The organism is Nonomuraea sp. NPDC004580 (assembly GCF_040609855.1).
Classification (GTDB): Bacteria; Actinomycetota; Actinomycetes; order Streptosporangiales; family Streptosporangiaceae; genus Nonomuraea; species Nonomuraea salmonea.
The window spans coordinates 23,754-39,345 of the sequence record NZ_JBEXLH010000048.1; the positions used below are offsets into that span (position 1 = coordinate 23,754).

Genomic DNA, 15,592 nt, shown 5'->3' on the forward strand with positions numbered 1-15,592 from the left:
CCCGTGGTGATCTCTCCCGGGCTAAGATCGACGAGTTAGGTTAGCCTTACCTGATCCCCGGGGGTGCCTTCGCGTTGCGGCTCTACCTGACCGCGCTCAAACCGACCGACTCCGTGACGGACGGCTTCCTGCCCGCGGCGCGGGCGCTCGGCTGCTCGGTGACGATCCTCACCGACCGCCCCGAGCAGCATCCGGACGCGGTGCGCTGCGACGTACGCGACCCCCGGGCCCTCATCGACGCGATCGAGCACCTCGGCAGGCCCGACGCCGTCTTCTCCAACTCCGACCACCTGCAGACCGAGACCGCGCTCGCCGCCGCCTACTTCGGGCTGCCCGGCAAGGACTGGCGGGCGTGCGCGGCGGCCAAGAACAAGTTCCTGACGCGGCGGGCGCTCGCGGCGGCCGGGGTCGAGGAGGTCTTCTCGCTGCGGCTGGGGCCCGGTGACCCGGTGCCCGAGCGGGTGCCGTACCCGGTGGTGGTGAAGCCGCGGGAGGGGGTGGCCAGCGAGGACGTCATGCTCGTGACGGATGATCTCGCCGCCGCGGTGGCGGGCGTCAGGAGACGGCGGCCGGGCGAGGCGCTGGTGGTGGAGGAGTACCTCGAAGGGCCGGTGCGCACGCTGGAGACGCTCGGCGACGAGGGCGGGCCGCGGGTGCTCGGCGGGTTCGAGACGACGCTGGGGGCGCTGCCGTACTTCGTGGAGGAGCGGCTCGACTGGGCGGCGCCGGACGACTCCCACGCGCACGTGCTGGCCGCGCTGCGGGCGCTGGGCGTGGGGTTCGGGGCGTGCCACACCGAGTACGTGCTGACCCCCTCGGGTCCGCGGATCATCGAGGTGAACTACCGGGTGATCGGCGACCACTGCGACTTCCTGCTCGCCGACGTGCTCGGGGTGCCGCTGTTCGAGTGGATCCTGCGGGTGCACCTCGGCGAGCGCGTGCCCGGCGTCCCGGCGACCACGGCGCACGCCTGCGCGGTCAGCGTCGTCGCGGACCGGCCGGGCGTGATCAAAGAGGCGCCCGGCCACGAGTCCGTGACCGACGGCGGCGTACGCCTCTGGCACCGGCCGCTGCGCTCCGCCGGCGACGTCGTCACCCTCACCCGCACCAACCGCGACTACCTGGGCGTCGTACGGGCCGTCGGGCCCTCCAGGCAGGCGGTGGACGCGGCCGTCGCCGCCTTCCGCGCGGCCCGGCCGTGGGTGGTGGAATGAGCTCCAGGGAGGCGTACCTGGCCGCCCGGGTGCTCAACGCCCTGCTGCGCGAGGACTACGGCGGGCTCGCCTCCCGTGTCACCAGGACCAGGGACGGCGTCGGGCTGACGCTGGCCGACGGGCGGTGGGTGCGGCTGCGGCCCGGGCTGCTGTTCCAGGACTTCGAGGTGGCCCAGGACGAGTCGCTGGGCCTTGAGCAGGTGCTGGAGACGCTTGCGGAGGTCGCCGATCCGGCCGACGCGGGTGGGGTGGCGGCGTTCTTCGAGGAGTGCCTGGCGGCGCTGGGCGCGCTGGAGCTGCACGACGAGGTCGCCCATGAGGTGCTGCGGTCGGGGCCGTCCTACGAGACGCTGGCCGCGTTCCTCGACCATCCGGTCTATCCGACGTCGCGGGCGCGGGTGGGGCTGTCGGAGGCGGAGCTGCGGGCGTACGCGCCGGAGTTCGGGCCCTCGTTCGAGCTGCGGTGGGCGGTGGTGCCGCGTGAGCTGCTCGCGCCCGGCTCGGCGGAGCTGCCCGCTGAGGTGGCGCCTTTCGCGGGCGAGGTGCTGTTTCCCGTGCATCCGCTGGCGGTGGCCGAAGTGCGGCGGATCGACGGGGTACGGGTGCTGGACGCGGCGGCGGTCACCGTACGTCCCACCTTGTCCATGCGGACGGTCGGGGTCTCCCCCCGCCTGCACCTCAAGCTGCCCATCCCCGTCAGCACCCTCGGCGTCAGGAACCGCCGCTCGCTCAAGCCCGGCACGCTGGCCGACGGCGCCAGGGCGGAGCTGCTGCTGCGCGAGCTGGCCGGGCCGGACGTCGTGCTGGCCGACGAGCAGACCTACGCCGAGACCGGGGACGAGTACCTGGCCTGGATGGTCAGGCGGCTGCCCGAGGGGAGGATCGTCCCGGTGGCGGCGCTCAACGCGCCCGGAGTGCTCGCCGAGCTGGGCGACGTGCTGCCCGCCTACCTGCGGCTGCTGCTGCGCTGGAACGTCCGGCTGTTCGTGCGGCACGGCGTCGCCCTTGAGGCGCACCAGCAGAACCTCGCCCTGCTCTTCGCCCCCGACGGCCGGATGCGGCTGCTGGTCAAGGACAACGACGGCCTGCTCGCCTCGCCGTCCCGGCTGCGGGCGAGCGGCGTCGAGGTGCCGGACTTCGCCGACGAGCGCCTGCTCAACGACGACCCCCACGCGCTCGCCGACGTGTTCGTCACGATCACGCTGCACCTGGCCGCCGCGTCGGTGGTCTTCGGCGCGCTGCCGCACGCGGAGGCGGCGGCACTGCTGCGCGACACGCTGGCCGAGGCGCTCGACGAGTACGACGACGACCCCATGGCCAGGCTGCTGCGGGCGCGGACGCTCGACGCGGCCAGGCTGACCGGCAAGTCCATGGTCACCGCGGGGACGCTCGTGGCCAAGGAGCGGTCGGGCGCGCGCGACATCAACAAGTTCTACGGCACCAGCGGGCCCAACTACCTGAGGAGAGCTTGAATGCACGGACTGGCCATCGAGGCGCCCTGCGGCCCGGCCGAGGAGGCGACGCTGGCGGCCCTGCTGCGCTGCTGCGTGCGGGAGGTGGCCGGGCCGCGCGGGCTGGTGTGGCCGGCGCCGCCGTACGTGCTGCTGCGGGTGGCGGGGGTGCTGCTGCGGGCCCGAACGCACGGGGGCGCGGCGCTGCGCTTCGACGGCCCGCCCGAGCGGCTGGAGTCCGGCGCCTGGCGGCCGCTGTCGAGCGACGAGCTGGTGACGTTGGTGGAGACCGAGCTGGGGGGCAGGAACGCCGAGTTCGCCGGGCAGGTGGCGGCCAGCAGGGCCGCGATGGAGGCGATCCTGCGGGCCAGGGTCGAGGCGGTGCCGCCGGCCGACCCGTGGCTGGCCTCGGAGCAGGCCCTGGTGTATGGGCACCCGTTCCACCCGAGCCCCAAGGCGCGCGGCGGCGACGGCTGGCTGCGCTACGCGCCCGAGGCGCACGCCGAGTTCCCCGTCAGGCTCCTGGGGGTGCGCGATGACGTGCTGGACGAGGGCGGCGACCCCTCGGTGCTGGACGCGCTGGGCGAGGCGCCGCCCGGCTACCGGGTGCTGCCCGCGCATCCGTGGCAGCTCGAATTGCTGCGTCCCGCGCTCGGCGGCGAGCTGATCGACCTCGGTCCCGGTCCCGTGGTGGCGCCCACGTCGTCGGTACGGACCGTGTACGCCCCTTCGCATGAGGTCTGCCTGAAGTTCTCCCTGGATGTCAGGATCACCAACTGCGTGCGCAAGAACGCCTGGTACGAGCTGGCCGGCGCGGTCGAGCTCACCAGGCGGCTCGTGCCGATCTTCGACGCGGTGGCGGTGAAGCACCCCGGCACCCGCTGGCTGCCCGAGCCCGGCTACCGCTCCGCCGCGCTCGGCACCCGGCTGCGGGAGGGCCTCGGCGTGATCGTGCGGCACAGCCCGTGGGCGGTCTGCTCCCCCGGCGTGACCCCGGTGCCGGCCGCCGCCCTGGCCCTGGACGAGCAGCCGCCCGATCCGCTGGGCTGGTGGCGGGCGTACGTGGGGGTGGTCGTGCCGCCCGTACTCGACCTGTACTTCACGTACGGCGTGGTGCTGGAGCCCCACCTGCAGAACGTGCTGGTCGGCCTGGACGCGGACGGCATCCCTGTCGAGGCCGTCTTCCGTGACCTGGAGGGCGCCAAGCTCGTCGAGGGCCGCCACGACCTGGCCGGGCCGCACCCCGAGGTGGCCCGCGCGCTCACCTACGACGCCGAGCGCGGCTGGGCGCGCGTGGTCTACTGCCTGCTCGTCAACCACCTGACCGAGATCGCCGCGACGCTCGCAGGACCCGACGACGCCCTGCTGCGCGCGTTGTGGCGGGAGGCCCGCGACCTGATCGACCGGCAGGCGGACGCGCTGCGCCGGCCGCTCGGGCTGTCGGACCTGCTCGCGGGCGCGCCGCTGCCGGCCAAGGCGAACCTGGGCGTGCGCTGGGCCAGGGCCGCCGACAGGACGGCCGGGTACGTGCCGATCGCGAACCCGCTCGCATGATCGCCCCGCGCGTCCAGGAGGCCGCCGTACGCCTCCCCGGACTCCCCGCCTACGTCTATGACCTGCCGGCCCTGGACGCGCACGTCGCGGCCGTACGGCGAGCTCTGGGGGCCACTGAGCTGTACTACGCGGTCAAGGCCAACCCCGACGCCGGGCTGCTGCGGGTGCTGGCCGGCCACGTGGACGGGTTCGAGGTGTCGTCGGCCGGTGAGCACGCGCACGTCACCGGCCTGTTCCCCGGCATGCCGGTGGCGCTGGGCGGGCCCGGCAAGACCGACGCCGAGCTGCGGCTGCCGCACCACCGGCTGCACGTCGAGTCGCCGAACGAGCTGCGCCGCCTGCTGGACACGGGGCTGGAGGCCGACGTGCTGCTCAGGCTCAACCCCGGGCTGCCGGTCGAGGGGGCGGCGCTGACGATGAGCGGGCCGTTCGGGATGGACGCGGCGGGCGTGGCCGAGTGCCTGCCGCTGTTCACCGACCGCGTACGGCTGCGCGGCCTGCACGCCCACCTGGCCAGCGGCCTCTCCGCGCCACAGCTGCTCGGGCTGGCGGAGGCGCTGCTGGGCGACGGGGAGTACGAGGAGGTCAATCTCGGGGGCGGGATGGCGGTGTCGTACGCCTCGCCCGACGAGCGGTTCGACTGGGCCGCGTACGGGGCGGGGCTGGACGCGCTGCGCCGGGGGCGGCTGCTGCGGGTCGAGCCGGGGCGGGCGCTGACCGCGTACTGCGGCTATTACGTGACCAGGGTGGTGGACGTGAAGCGGGTGCACGGGCAGGCGTACGCGGTGGTGCTGGGCGGCACCCACCACCTGCGGACGCCGGTCACGAAGGGGCACGACCAGCCGTTCGCGGTGCTGCCGACGGGCGCGGGGCCGGGGGTGACGGACGAGCCGGTCACGGTCGTCGGCCAGCTCTGCACCCCGAAAGACGTTTTCGCCCGAAATATAGGGACTTCAGTGCGGGTGGGAGACACCGTGGTCTTCGCCTTGGCGGGCGCCTACGCCTGGAACATCTCCCACCACGACTTCCTCATGCACCCGAAGCCCGCCTTCCACCATCTGACGTCCTGACCTTCTCGATGAGCGCGACCAGGCCGTCGGCGTCGAGCAGGTCGATCGGGCGTACGGTGCGGTTGTCGCGGACGTAGTGGAAGGCCGCGCCCACCTCATCCAGCGGCACCTCCGCGAGGTGCGCCCAGGCCAGCCGGTACGCCGCGAGCTGCACCGACGCCGCCCGCTGCGCCTTCTTGCCCCGAGGTGGCGCGCCGGTCTTCCAGTCGACGACCTCGTAGCCGCCCCCCGGCCGCTCGAAGACGGCGTCCATGCGCCCGCGCACCAGCCGGTCGGAGATCATCATCTCGAACGGGATCTCCAGGTCGATCGGCCGCCGGTCGGCCCACTCGCTCTCCTCGAAGCGCTCCTGCAGCTCCGCCAGGCGCACGTCGGCCTCCTCCGGCTCCTCGTCGAAGAGCTCGAAGTCGTCGATCAGCCGCTGCTGGTCCCACCGGGTCTCCAGCCACTTGTGGAACGAGGTGCCCCGCCTGGCCAGCGGCGCCGGCTTGACCGGCACGGGACGGCGGATCCTGCGGGCCAGCTCGCGCGGGTCTGCCGCCAGCGTGACCAGTGACGACACGGTCAGCTTCGCCGGCAGCTCGACCGTGGTCGCCGGGCGGCGGCGGTGCAGCTCGCGCTCGCGCAGCAGCAGGTCGGTGTCGCGTTCCCAGGCGCGCAGCCGCTCCTCCTCGTACGGCTTGAGCGCCTCGCCCTCCTCGTCGGCGAGCGTGCCCGCCAGGGCGTCCTCCACCAGATGGGCGCCGTCGAGCACCGACTCGTAGCGCAGCCCCTCGGGCGTGACCGGCCAGGTGGCCTCGGCGGGCTCGGCGAGCAGCGGGTTGCCCGCGCCCTCGGCCGGCGCGTCGGCCCAGACCGCGACCCGGTCGGCGGTGTCGCGGATCTCCAGCAGGAAGTCGGACGGCTCCAGCGGCTTGGTGGCGGTGCCCCAGCGGTAGCCGGAGGCGATGAGGTGGTAGTGGGCGCGGGTCACCGCGACGTAGGCGAGCCTGCGCTCCTCCATCAGGTCGCGCTCGCGGCAGTGCTCGTCGAACGCGGCCAGCTCCTCCTTGCTCAGCCCGCCCAGCCTGGGCAGGTCGGCCACGTCGCCGCGCAGCGGGTAGGGCAGCTTGCGCGGATTTTCGGTCCAGCGGCTGTTCATCACCGGGGTGGCCGGGAAGATGCTGCCGGTCGCGATCGTCCCCTTCGAGCTGACCAGCTGCGACAGGCCAGGCACCACCACGACCGGCCACTCCAGCCCCTTGGACGCGTGGACGGTCATCAGCTTGACGCTGTTGCTCTCACCGACCCGGCCCGCCTCGAGCCCGAACTCCTCGCTCTCCGCCGCCTGCAGATAGGCGAGGAACGCCCCCAGCGTCGGGTCCTCCGCGTCGCCCGCGAACCTGGAGGCCGCGTCGATGAACGCGTCGAGGTCGGCCCGCGCCGCGAACGCCCCCGCCGTGCCGCTGCGCGCCGCCACCTCGATGTCGAGCCCCAGCCTGCGCTCGACCTCCGTGATGAGGTCGGGCAGCGGCTGCGCGGTGTGCGCCCGCAACTGGCGCAGCTCCTGGGCGAGCGCGACGAGCCTGGTGCGGGCCGGCGGCGAGAACGGCTCAAGCCACTCCTCGCGATCGGGCAGCTCGTCGAGCGCGTCGACCAGGCTGCCCCGCTCTTCCGCCAGGTCGGCCACCACCTGGTCGAGCGGGTCGTCGGCACGCCCGCTCTCGCTCAGCTCGCGGGCCAGCGTGCGCGCGTGCTCACCCAGCACCCGCAGGTCGGCGGGGCCGATGCGCCAGCGGGGACCGGCCAGCAGCCGGGCCAGCGCGTCGCCGGCGGTGGCGTCGTACAGGACGCGCAGGGTGGCGACGATGTCGCTCACCTCGGGCACGGTCAGCAGGCCGCCGAGACCCACCACCTCGACCGGGATGTCACGCTCCTCCAGCGCCCTGCGCAGCGCGGGGAACTGCGAGCGCTTGCGGGCGAGGATCGCGACATCCTGCGGCTGGATCTGCAGCGTCTTCTTGCGCTCCTTCTCGCCCCACGGCAGGCCGTCGGGCGCCACCTCCTGGCCGAGCAGCTTCGCGATGCCGTCGGCGATCCACTTCGCCTCGTCCTCGGCCGTCTCGTGGAAGGCGCACGTGACCCGGCCCCGTTCGACGCGGTTGGGCCCCGGCACCAGGACCGGCACCTCGCGGGCCTCCATGCGCAGCGGCAGCTGCACGCGGGCGGCGACGTCGAGCACCCGGTCGCCGTTGCGGAAGCTCACGCTGAGCCGGCGCAGCTGCGCCTGGTCGCCCGTCGCGGTACGGAAGTCGCGGGGGAAGCGGCGCAGGTTGCCCGACGACGCGCCGCGCCAGCCGTAGATCGACTGGCACGGGTCGCCCACGGCCGTCACCGGATGGCCGCCGCCGTAGAGCGAGCGCAGCAGCACGAGCTGGGCGTGGCTGGTGTCCTGGTATTCGTCGAGCAGCACCACCGCGTAGCGGGAGCGCTCGATCTCGCCGACCTCCTTGTGCCGCGAGGCGATCCTGGCCGCCAGCGACATCTGATCGCCGTAGTCGATCACCTCGCGGGCGCGTTTGAGCCGCTCGTACGCCTCCACCAGCGGCAGCAGCTGCTCCCTCGCCGCCTGGACGCCGACCGGCCTGCGCTGCGCCAGCGTCGTACGGCCCGGGAGCGCCGCCAGCCGCTCGTCCAGCCACCGCCCCATCTCGCGGACGTCAGCGGGCGTGCGCAGATGCTCCGACAGTTCGCCGGCCAGCTCGAGCAGGGCAGCGGTGACCGAGGGCGGGCCCAGCTCGATCTTGTCCATCGGCCCGTCGTACATCGCCACCACCCGCGAGGCGAGCTGCCACGACACGGCCGGGGTGACCAGGCGCATCGTCGGCTCCAGTCCTTCGCGCAGCGCGTGGTCGGTGACCAGGCGGGCGGCGTAGGCGTGGTAGGTGGAGACCGTCGGCTCGGTGTCGAGCGCGCCCGGCTCGACCAGCCCGGCCTCGGCCAGACCGTTGAGCCGCTCTCTGACGCGGGTGGCCAGCTCGGCGGCGGCCTTGCGGGTGAACGTCAGGCCCAGCACGTGTTCGGGCTTGACCAGGCCGTTGGCGACCAGCCAGACCACCCGGCCGGCCATGGTCTCGCTCTTGCCCGAGCCCGCGCCCGCCATCACCACCATGGGCTCCAGCGGCGCCTCGATGACCTCCGCCTGCTCGGGCGTGGGCGGCAGGATGCCGAGCTTGCCGGCGAGTTCGGCCGGGGTCAGCACACCTGCCCCCCGCCGTCGTTGACCGGGCAGCTCGCCCTGGCCGCGCACGTGCGGCAGCCGTCGTTGACCTTCGCCTGGAAGAACGGGCCCGACATGCCGATCGCGACCGTGTCGACGAGGTCTTTGGCCCAGCCAGGGTCCTTGTCGTCGGACAGCGGCTGCTGCTTCTGCTCGACCGCGTCGTGCTTGCCCGCCGCCTTGCCGAGCTGCACCAGCGCCGCTCCCCCGGGCTCGGTCATGCCGTGCCTGGCGAACGCGCCGAGCAGCGCCGCGAGCTGGTAGACGCCGAGCTGAGGATGGCGGTCGATGTCGCCGGCCCTGGGCTTGGAGCCGCCGGTCTTGAGGTCGATGATCACCGCGCGGTTGTCGGAGTCGCGCTCGACGCGGTCGACCCTGCCCTTGATCTGCACGCCCTCCGACACCATCGCCGTGAACGCCTCCTCCAGGGCCACCAGCTCGCGCGGGTTCTCCTTGTGCCAGCGCAGGAACTTGCCGATCATCTGCTCGGCGACCTGGCGCTGCTTGCGGTTGTACCAGACGCCGCCGAAGTCGAGCTCGTTCCAGATCTGGTCGAGCCGGTCGCCCAGCAGGTCTTCGCTCGGCAGGTCGGTCGCCGCGAGCACCGCGAGAGCGTGGATGACGTTGCCGAGGCCCTGGGCCGTGCTGGTGCCGGCCGCGCCCACCGCGGTCTCCAGCAGCCAGCGCAGGCCGCACTTGGTGAAGCTCTCCACCGCCGACGGCGAGATGCTGACGACGTCGCCGGGCCAGCTCAGGGGGCGGTCGTCGGAGATGGGGGTGAGCGCGTACCAGTCGTTGGGGTGGGCGCCTTGCACGCCCGCCGCGGCCAGCCTGGCGAGCTGCTGGGCGGCCTTGCGGCGCATCGTGCGGGGCTTGGCCGGGTCGGTGACCGCGCTGCGCAGGTCGGCCACCAGGGCCTGCATGGTGAGCCAGCGTGACCGGTCGTCCATCGTGGCCGGCTCGACCCCGCCCGGCATCAGCTCCGTCAGGAACCTGGACGGCCGCTCGTCGGTGTCCTCGCCGCCCACCGCCGTGACCACCAGCCTGCGCCTCGCCCTGGTGACGGCGACGTAGAACAGCCTGCGCTCCTCCGCCAGCAGCTTCGAGGCCAGCGAGGCGGCGTTGGGCTCGGCCCCCTCGACCACCTCCACGAGGTCCTCCACGCCCAGCATGGAGCCGCGCAGCCGCAGGTCGGGCCAGACGCCCTCCTGGACGCCCGCCACCACCACGACGTCCCACTCCAGGCCCTTGGAGCGGTGGGCGGTCAGCACGCGTACGGCGTCGCCGTCGGGCGCCCGGTCGGCCAGCGTGTCGCCCGGGATCTCCTGGGCCGCGAGGTCGTCGATGAACACCTCGGGGCCCGCCATCGGCATGCGGTCGACGAACCTCGCCGCGTGGTCGAACAGCGCCACCGCCGCGTCGAGGTCACGGTCGGCCTGCGCCCCCCTCGGGCCGCCGCCGAGGCTCAGCTCGCTCCACCGCTCGGCCAGGCCGCTGCCGTGCCAGATCGTCCACAGCAGGTCTTCGGCGGTGCCACCCTGCGCGGCCGCCTCGCGGGCCGCCGCCAGCAGCTTCGCGACGCGTTCTGCGGGCAGCGCGACGTGCGGCTCCAGGCGGGTCAGCTCGCGCACGTCCTTGACGGCGGCCACCAGCAGCTCACCGGACGGCCGCGCCTTGAGCGGCCCTTGCGGCTCCTCCCCCTCTTCGGGGTCGTCCCCCTCTTCCGGCTCCGTCGGGTCGCTCGTGAGGGCGGTCACCGCCTCGTTCTCGGCGATCTTGAGTGCGCGGCGCAGGCGGCGTACGCCGATCATGTCGGTGCCGCCGAGCGGGCCCGTCAGCAGCTCCTCCGCCGCCGCCTCGTCGAGCTGGGACGGATCGAGCGCCACCCGCAGCATCGTGAGCAGCGGCCGCACGCCGGGCTCCTGCGCGATCGGCACCTCGTCGCCGGCGATCATGGTCGGCACGCCGGCGTTGACCAGCGCCCGCCGCAGCAGCGGCACCTGCCGCCTGGCCGAGCGGACCAGCACGGCCATGCGGTGCCACGGCACGCCGTCGATCAGGTGGGCACGGCGCAGCGTGTCGGCCACGATCGCGGCCTCCTGGCTGGTGCTGTCGGCCAGCAGCACGCGCACGTCGCCGGGGTCGGCGTCGGGCAGCGCCACCAGGTCGCGGTGGCCGTGGCGCTGGTCGTGCTCGGGCGCGGGGGCGACCGGCAGCTTGGCCGCCACCCGCCTGGACGCCTCAAGCAGGTCGGCGCCGCTCCTGCGGCACACCCGCAGCGCCACCACCGGCGCCTCGCGGCCGTCGAGCGTCCTGAAGCGCTCGGGGAACTTCATGATGCCCTGGACGTCGGCGCCCCTGAAGCCGTAGATCGACTGGTCGGGGTCGCCCACCACCACGAGGTCGCGGCCGTCGCCCGCCAGGTGGGCGAGCAGCTGCTCCTGGGCCGGGTCGGTGTCCTGGTATTCGTCCACGAAGACCGCATCGTGGGCGGCCCGCTCGCGCTCGCGCACCTCGGGCCGGTCGAGCAGCGCGCAGGCGGCGCCGATGAGCTCGGCGTAGTCGTAGGTCTCCTCGGGGGCGAGGTCGAAGCGGTCCTGATAGCGCTCGGCGAACCGGCCGGCCGCCACCCAGTCGGAGCGCCCGTGCAGCCGGCCGAGCGCGACGAGGTGCTCGGGGTCGAGGCCGCGTTCGTAGGCGCGTGAGAGGAAGTCTCGCAGTTCCTCGGCGAAGCCGCGGGTCTTGAGCGCCTCGCGCAGCGAGGCGGGCCAGCCCGGCGCGCCCTGCTCCAGCTCGCCGTGGAGCAGCCGGCGGATCTCCAGCAGCTGCTCGGGGCCGGTGAGCAGGCGCGGCGGCTCCTTGCCCGCCAGCACCGACTCGCGGCGCAGCAGCGCGTAGGCGTAGGAGTGGAAGGTCAGGGCGAGCGGGGTGCGGGTGGTGCGGCGCAGCCGGCCGGTGACGCGCCTGCGCAGCTCTTCCGCGGCCTTGCGGCTGAAGGTGAGGATGAGCACGCGCTCGGGGTCCAGGCCGCGCCGCTCGATGCGGTCGACCACGCTCTCGACGATGGTGGTGGTCTTGCCGGTGCCGGGACCTGCGAGAACGAGCAGCGGCCCGCCCTCGTGGCCGACCACGGCACGCTGGTGCTCATCGAGCACAGGAGGCACATCGGGCCCCCCGCTGCCTCGCCGCACCAACCGCCAGGTCTGAGCACTCACAGCACTAGATTCCACCAGACCACAGGGGTAGATCGTGCCGACTTGCCCGGTCTCCTTCAGCGATCCGCCTACGGTATCGAGGCAAATACCGGTTTTCTCGTGACACGCCGGACGCCGTGTTCGCCGTCGGCGTCAACGCCACGCGCAAGAAGACGGCCCGGGACCTGAGCCCCGGGCCGGATGGGGTCACGTCACGAGAAGAGGTGGTCGACCACGCGGGCCGTCGCCTTGCCGTCGTCGCGCGGGGCGAACGTGGCACGGAAGGCGTCGTAGCGGTCGGCGTTGGCGGCGGCGACCGCGTCGATCGACCGCAGGGCCTCCACGACGTCGGCCGACGTGGACAGCACCGGCCCCGGCGCCTGCTCGGGCAGGTCGATGTAGAGGCCGCGCTTGTTGGCGTACTTGGCCCGGTCGTAGGCGTACAGGACGATCGGCTTGCCGGTGGCGGCGAAGTCGAACATGACCGAGGAGTAGTCGGTCACCAGCACGTCGGCCACCAGCAGCAGATCCGCGATGTCCGGATATGTCGTGACGTCGCGGGCGATGTCGGGGACGGCGGGCATGGCCTGCATCGGGTGGGCGCGTACGAGGATCTCGTGGTCGGCGCCCAGCGCCTCGCGGGCCTTGGCGAGGTCGAGCTTGACCATCGCGTTCTTGCGGTCGTAGTCGCGGTAGGTCGGCGCGTACAGCACCACCCGCTTGCCCTCGGCCAGACCGAGCCGCGCCCGCACCGCCGCCGCGCGCTCCTCGCGGTCGGGTGAGTTGAGCACGTCGTTGCGCGGCAGCCCGCTCTCGAGGACCTCGCCCTTGTAGCCGAACGCCTTGCGCAGCACCTGGGTGGCCCAGGGCGACTGCGACAGCAGCAGGTCCCAGCCGCGCACCTCGGCCGCCTGGCGGTGCCAGATCGGCGGCCTCGGGTCGCGCTTCATGTGGGCCTGGTCGCCGCCGATGAGCTTGGCGGGCGTGCCGTGCCAGGTCTGGACGACCACCTGGTCCTCGCGGGCGCGGAACCAGGCGGGCAGGAACGCGTTGGTGATGATGTGGCGCGACCTCGCCAGCGCCTCGTGGTGCTCGCGGCTGCCGGCGCGGACGACCTTGGCGGGGCCGGGCGGCACGAAGGCGCCGTCCTTGACGATCCAGACGTGCTCGCGGTCGTCGCCCCTGCGCAGCCGCTCCTCGTAGACGGCGCGCACGCTGTCGGCGTAGAGGCGGCCGTCGTTGACGACGTAGACGGTGCTCTCGCGCAGCGGCTCGGTGCGCTGGGCGGGGTAGAAGACGCGGCGCAGCACATGGGTGCCGGCGACGCCGCGCTCTTCCGCCGGCCTGTCCTCCTCGACGGTGATCACCGGCACGTCGAAGCGGGTGGAGATCATCCGGTAGACGTGGCCGCCGAGCGTGCGCGGCTCCTCGTCGAGGCCGGGCAGCGCGGCGTGGTCCATGCGCAGCGGGACGATCTCGCCGGACGGGTGGCGCAGCGACATGTTCCACGTGCCGGAAGAAAGCGGCACCGCCTCGCCGAACCGGTCCATCGTGTCGGGCTCGACGCGTACGGAGAAGTCGGCGCCGGAGCGCTCCATCGGCAGCAGATAGGACAGCCCCGACCGGTGGCGCAGGGTCAGCGTGCGGGGGCCCTCGGCGTCGGGGTAGTGGCCGCGCAGGACGAGCGCGGGGCCGTCCCAGACCGCCGAGGTGATGACCGGGCGGATGCGGTGGGCGGAGACCACGACGCGGTCGCGGCGGTCGCCCAGCACGGTGATCTCGCGGTCGCCCACGGGCGTGCGGACCTCGGCCGCGTCGGCCAGCATGACGGGGGCCGCCGGGTCGCCCTTGGGCTCGACCCACAGGCGCCGGCCGTCCTTCTCCTGCGTCAGCGCGGGCACCGCGAGGCCGACCACGACCTGCGTGCCGTCGCCGGACGGCGTGAAGTCGGCGGCGATGCGGTGGCCGCCGAGCCTGGCGTGGCCCTTGGTGACCTGGCGGCCGGGCAGGAAGATCTTCAGCTCTAGTCGCTCGCCGTCGAGTCGCACGCCGGTCAGCTCGGCCCTGTTGGGCTGGAGCACGACCTGCAGCGCGCGGTCGGACGTCCAGACGGGACGCACCCACCAGCCCGGCTTGAGCTTGAGCCCGGCGGGCCGCTCGGGCCGGCCGATGGAGGAGCCGCGCAGCAGGCCCGTGGCCCGCGCGCCACGGCTCCAGAACACGATCTCGGCCCGCCACGTGGTGGCGTCGGGCACGCCGGGACGGTGGCGCATGCGCCGCCGCACTCCGTGGACCATGCCGCGCACGGCTCCGCGCCAGCGCAGCGGCCACGGGCTCAGCTCGGCGGTGAAGCCGGACCAGTCGTAGTTGCAGCCCGGCTCGCGCGCGCCGTGGGTGGCCTCGGGGGCGAGGACCCTGCGGGTGCGCATGCGGATGGGCGGCAGCCAGCGCGGGCCGCGCAGCACCACGGTCGCCCAGTTGAACCTGCGGCTGCGCACCGACAGGCCGGCCAGGTAGGCGAAGCCGCTGACCCGCAGCTTGCCGTCGACCCAGACGATGTCGTCGATGTGGGTGACCGGCACCAGGTCGGCGCGGCGCAGGCGGTAGAGGTCGGGGGGCAGCTCGTCGCGGAAGGGCAGGTCGGCGTACCAGCGCAGGCCCTTGCGGATGCGCTTGGACGGCTCGGCCGCCGCGGTGACCACCTTGAGCAGCGTCTCGCCCTCGACGAGCTCGTCGTCGGAGCGGGTCTCGATGAGGTGGACGATGACGCGGCGCGCCACCGGGAGGTCGCGTTTGACCTGCGCTTCGACGCCCGCGAGGTAGGGGCGTACGAGGTCGAGCATCTCGCGCCGCCGCGCCGCGCCGCGCTTGACCGCGAGGTCGATGCGACCCCCGAGGGGACCGCTCAGCACTTCGCTGTCGAACGCCGCGTCGCGACCGCCTGGGCCGACCGCTCGCATGACCGCTTCGAGAGGCTCGCCACGATCGCAGAGATCCTGGACAGCCTTCAGGCGGTCGGCGAGCGAATCGCCGCCCTGGCTTCGGGCTGTGACGCCGGTGGCCATAGGGGAGGCACCGCCTTTCGGGCCGCCATCACTGTTCAGCCCATGGTAATGGGAGTCACATGTCACGAAATCGCTTGTTCGACGAAAGCGCAGGTCAGGTGGGTTACTGAAAATCGGCTGAACGCCCGTCCCAGCGGGCGAGGCGCATGTCCACGCGTTCGCCGCGCAGCGGGGTGCCTTCCTCTCGCCAGTGGGCCAGGCAGCGTCGCACGTGGTCAGGGGCCGCGCCTGAGCCGTCGGCGTGGACGACGCGCCACCACGGGACGCCGCCGCCCCAGGTGGACATGACCTTGCCGACCTGGCGTGGACCGCCTTCGCCGAGATATTCGGCGATGTCGCCGTAGGACATGACCTTGCCGGGCGGGATGCGCTCGACGAGGTCGAGCACCCGCTCGGCGAACGGGTTCACGGGCTCCACGCCGCCGGGCCCGCGTCGATGATCTCTTCGAACGTGCCGATCTCGACGGCGCTGTCGCCGGTGGCGACCTCGATCACGCCGTCGCGCAGCCCGTAGACCTCGCCGTCCTCGCCCACGAGCCGGGCGCCGAGCGCGGTGGACAGGCGCAGGAGCTGGGCCACCTGCCAGTCGGAGCCGGGCTCGCCGACGACCTCGCCCTGCCAGCGGGCCACGGTGTGCTTGGCGCCCGCGTGGCCTGCCACGATCTCGTCGGACCCGTGCAGCTCGAAACCGGCCGGCGCGATGGCCTTCGCCAGCTCGGCGAAGGCGAGTGGCGACTCACGCACCACTCGCAGCTCGTATCCCATGACGGGGGACCATAGCGGAT

The 15,592-nt window shown here is 73.5% G+C and carries 9 protein-coding genes; 4 read left to right on the forward strand and 5 right to left on the reverse strand.

Annotation, left to right across the window (positions count from 1 at the left end; genetic code table 11):
• The first annotated feature begins 74 nt into the window (after positions 1-74).
• Genes ABZW11_RS34265 through ABZW11_RS34280 form a run of 4 tightly spaced genes read left to right on the forward strand, consistent with a single transcriptional unit; the run spans position 75 to position 5,289 of the window.
• Positions 75-1,214 carry a siderophore biosynthesis protein gene (locus ABZW11_RS34265; RefSeq protein WP_355426378.1) on the forward strand — a complete coding sequence of 380 codons (1,140 nt, stop codon included), beginning with the start codon at positions 75-77 and terminating at the stop codon, positions 1,212-1,214.
• Complete coding sequence (locus ABZW11_RS34270) at positions 1,211-2,686, forward strand: IucA/IucC family protein (protein ID WP_355426381.1); 1,476 nt, start codon at positions 1,211-1,213, stop codon at positions 2,684-2,686. Before ABZW11_RS34265 ends, ABZW11_RS34270 begins: the two co-directional genes overlap by 4 nt.
• The gene (locus tag ABZW11_RS34275; protein WP_355426384.1) at positions 2,687-4,219 is read left to right on the forward strand and encodes an IucA/IucC family protein; all 1,533 of its coding nucleotides are present in this window, start codon (positions 2,687-2,689) and stop codon (positions 4,217-4,219) included.
• Positions 4,216-5,289 (forward strand): type III PLP-dependent enzyme, encoded by a 1,074-nt coding sequence (locus tag ABZW11_RS34280; protein ID WP_355426386.1) that lies wholly within the window; start codon positions 4,216-4,218, stop codon positions 5,287-5,289. Before ABZW11_RS34275 ends, ABZW11_RS34280 begins: the two co-directional genes overlap by 4 nt.
• Here ABZW11_RS34280 and ABZW11_RS34285 read toward each other — a convergent pair.
• From ABZW11_RS34285 to ABZW11_RS34305, 5 genes are all read right to left on the reverse strand, one after another.
• Positions 5,249-8,530: an ATP-dependent DNA helicase gene (locus ABZW11_RS34285; RefSeq protein WP_355426389.1), complete on the reverse strand. Its 3,282-nt coding sequence runs from the start codon at positions 8,528-8,530 to the stop codon at positions 5,249-5,251. The two genes, ABZW11_RS34280 and ABZW11_RS34285, sit on opposite strands and share 41 nt — an antisense overlap.
• The gene (locus ABZW11_RS34290; protein WP_355426392.1) at positions 8,524-11,703 is read right to left on the reverse strand and encodes an ATP-dependent DNA helicase; all 3,180 of its coding nucleotides are present in this window, start codon (positions 11,701-11,703) and stop codon (positions 8,524-8,526) included. The genes ABZW11_RS34285 and ABZW11_RS34290 overlap by 7 nt, the downstream gene beginning before the upstream one ends.
• Before the next feature lie 251 nt (positions 11,704-11,954).
• The gene (locus ABZW11_RS34295; protein WP_355426395.1) at positions 11,955-14,702 is read right to left on the reverse strand and encodes a CDP-glycerol glycerophosphotransferase family protein; all 2,748 of its coding nucleotides are present in this window, start codon (positions 14,700-14,702) and stop codon (positions 11,955-11,957) included.
• 208 nt (positions 14,703-14,910) lie between these two features.
• Positions 14,911-15,225: an MGMT family protein gene (locus tag ABZW11_RS34300; protein ID WP_355426398.1), complete on the reverse strand. Its 315-nt coding sequence runs from the start codon at positions 15,223-15,225 to the stop codon at positions 14,911-14,913.
• Positions 15,213-15,572: a hypothetical protein gene (locus ABZW11_RS34305; RefSeq protein WP_355426400.1), complete on the reverse strand. Its 360-nt coding sequence runs from the start codon at positions 15,570-15,572 to the stop codon at positions 15,213-15,215. The genes ABZW11_RS34300 and ABZW11_RS34305 overlap by 13 nt, the downstream gene beginning before the upstream one ends.
• Positions 15,573-15,592: the final 20 nt, after the last annotated feature.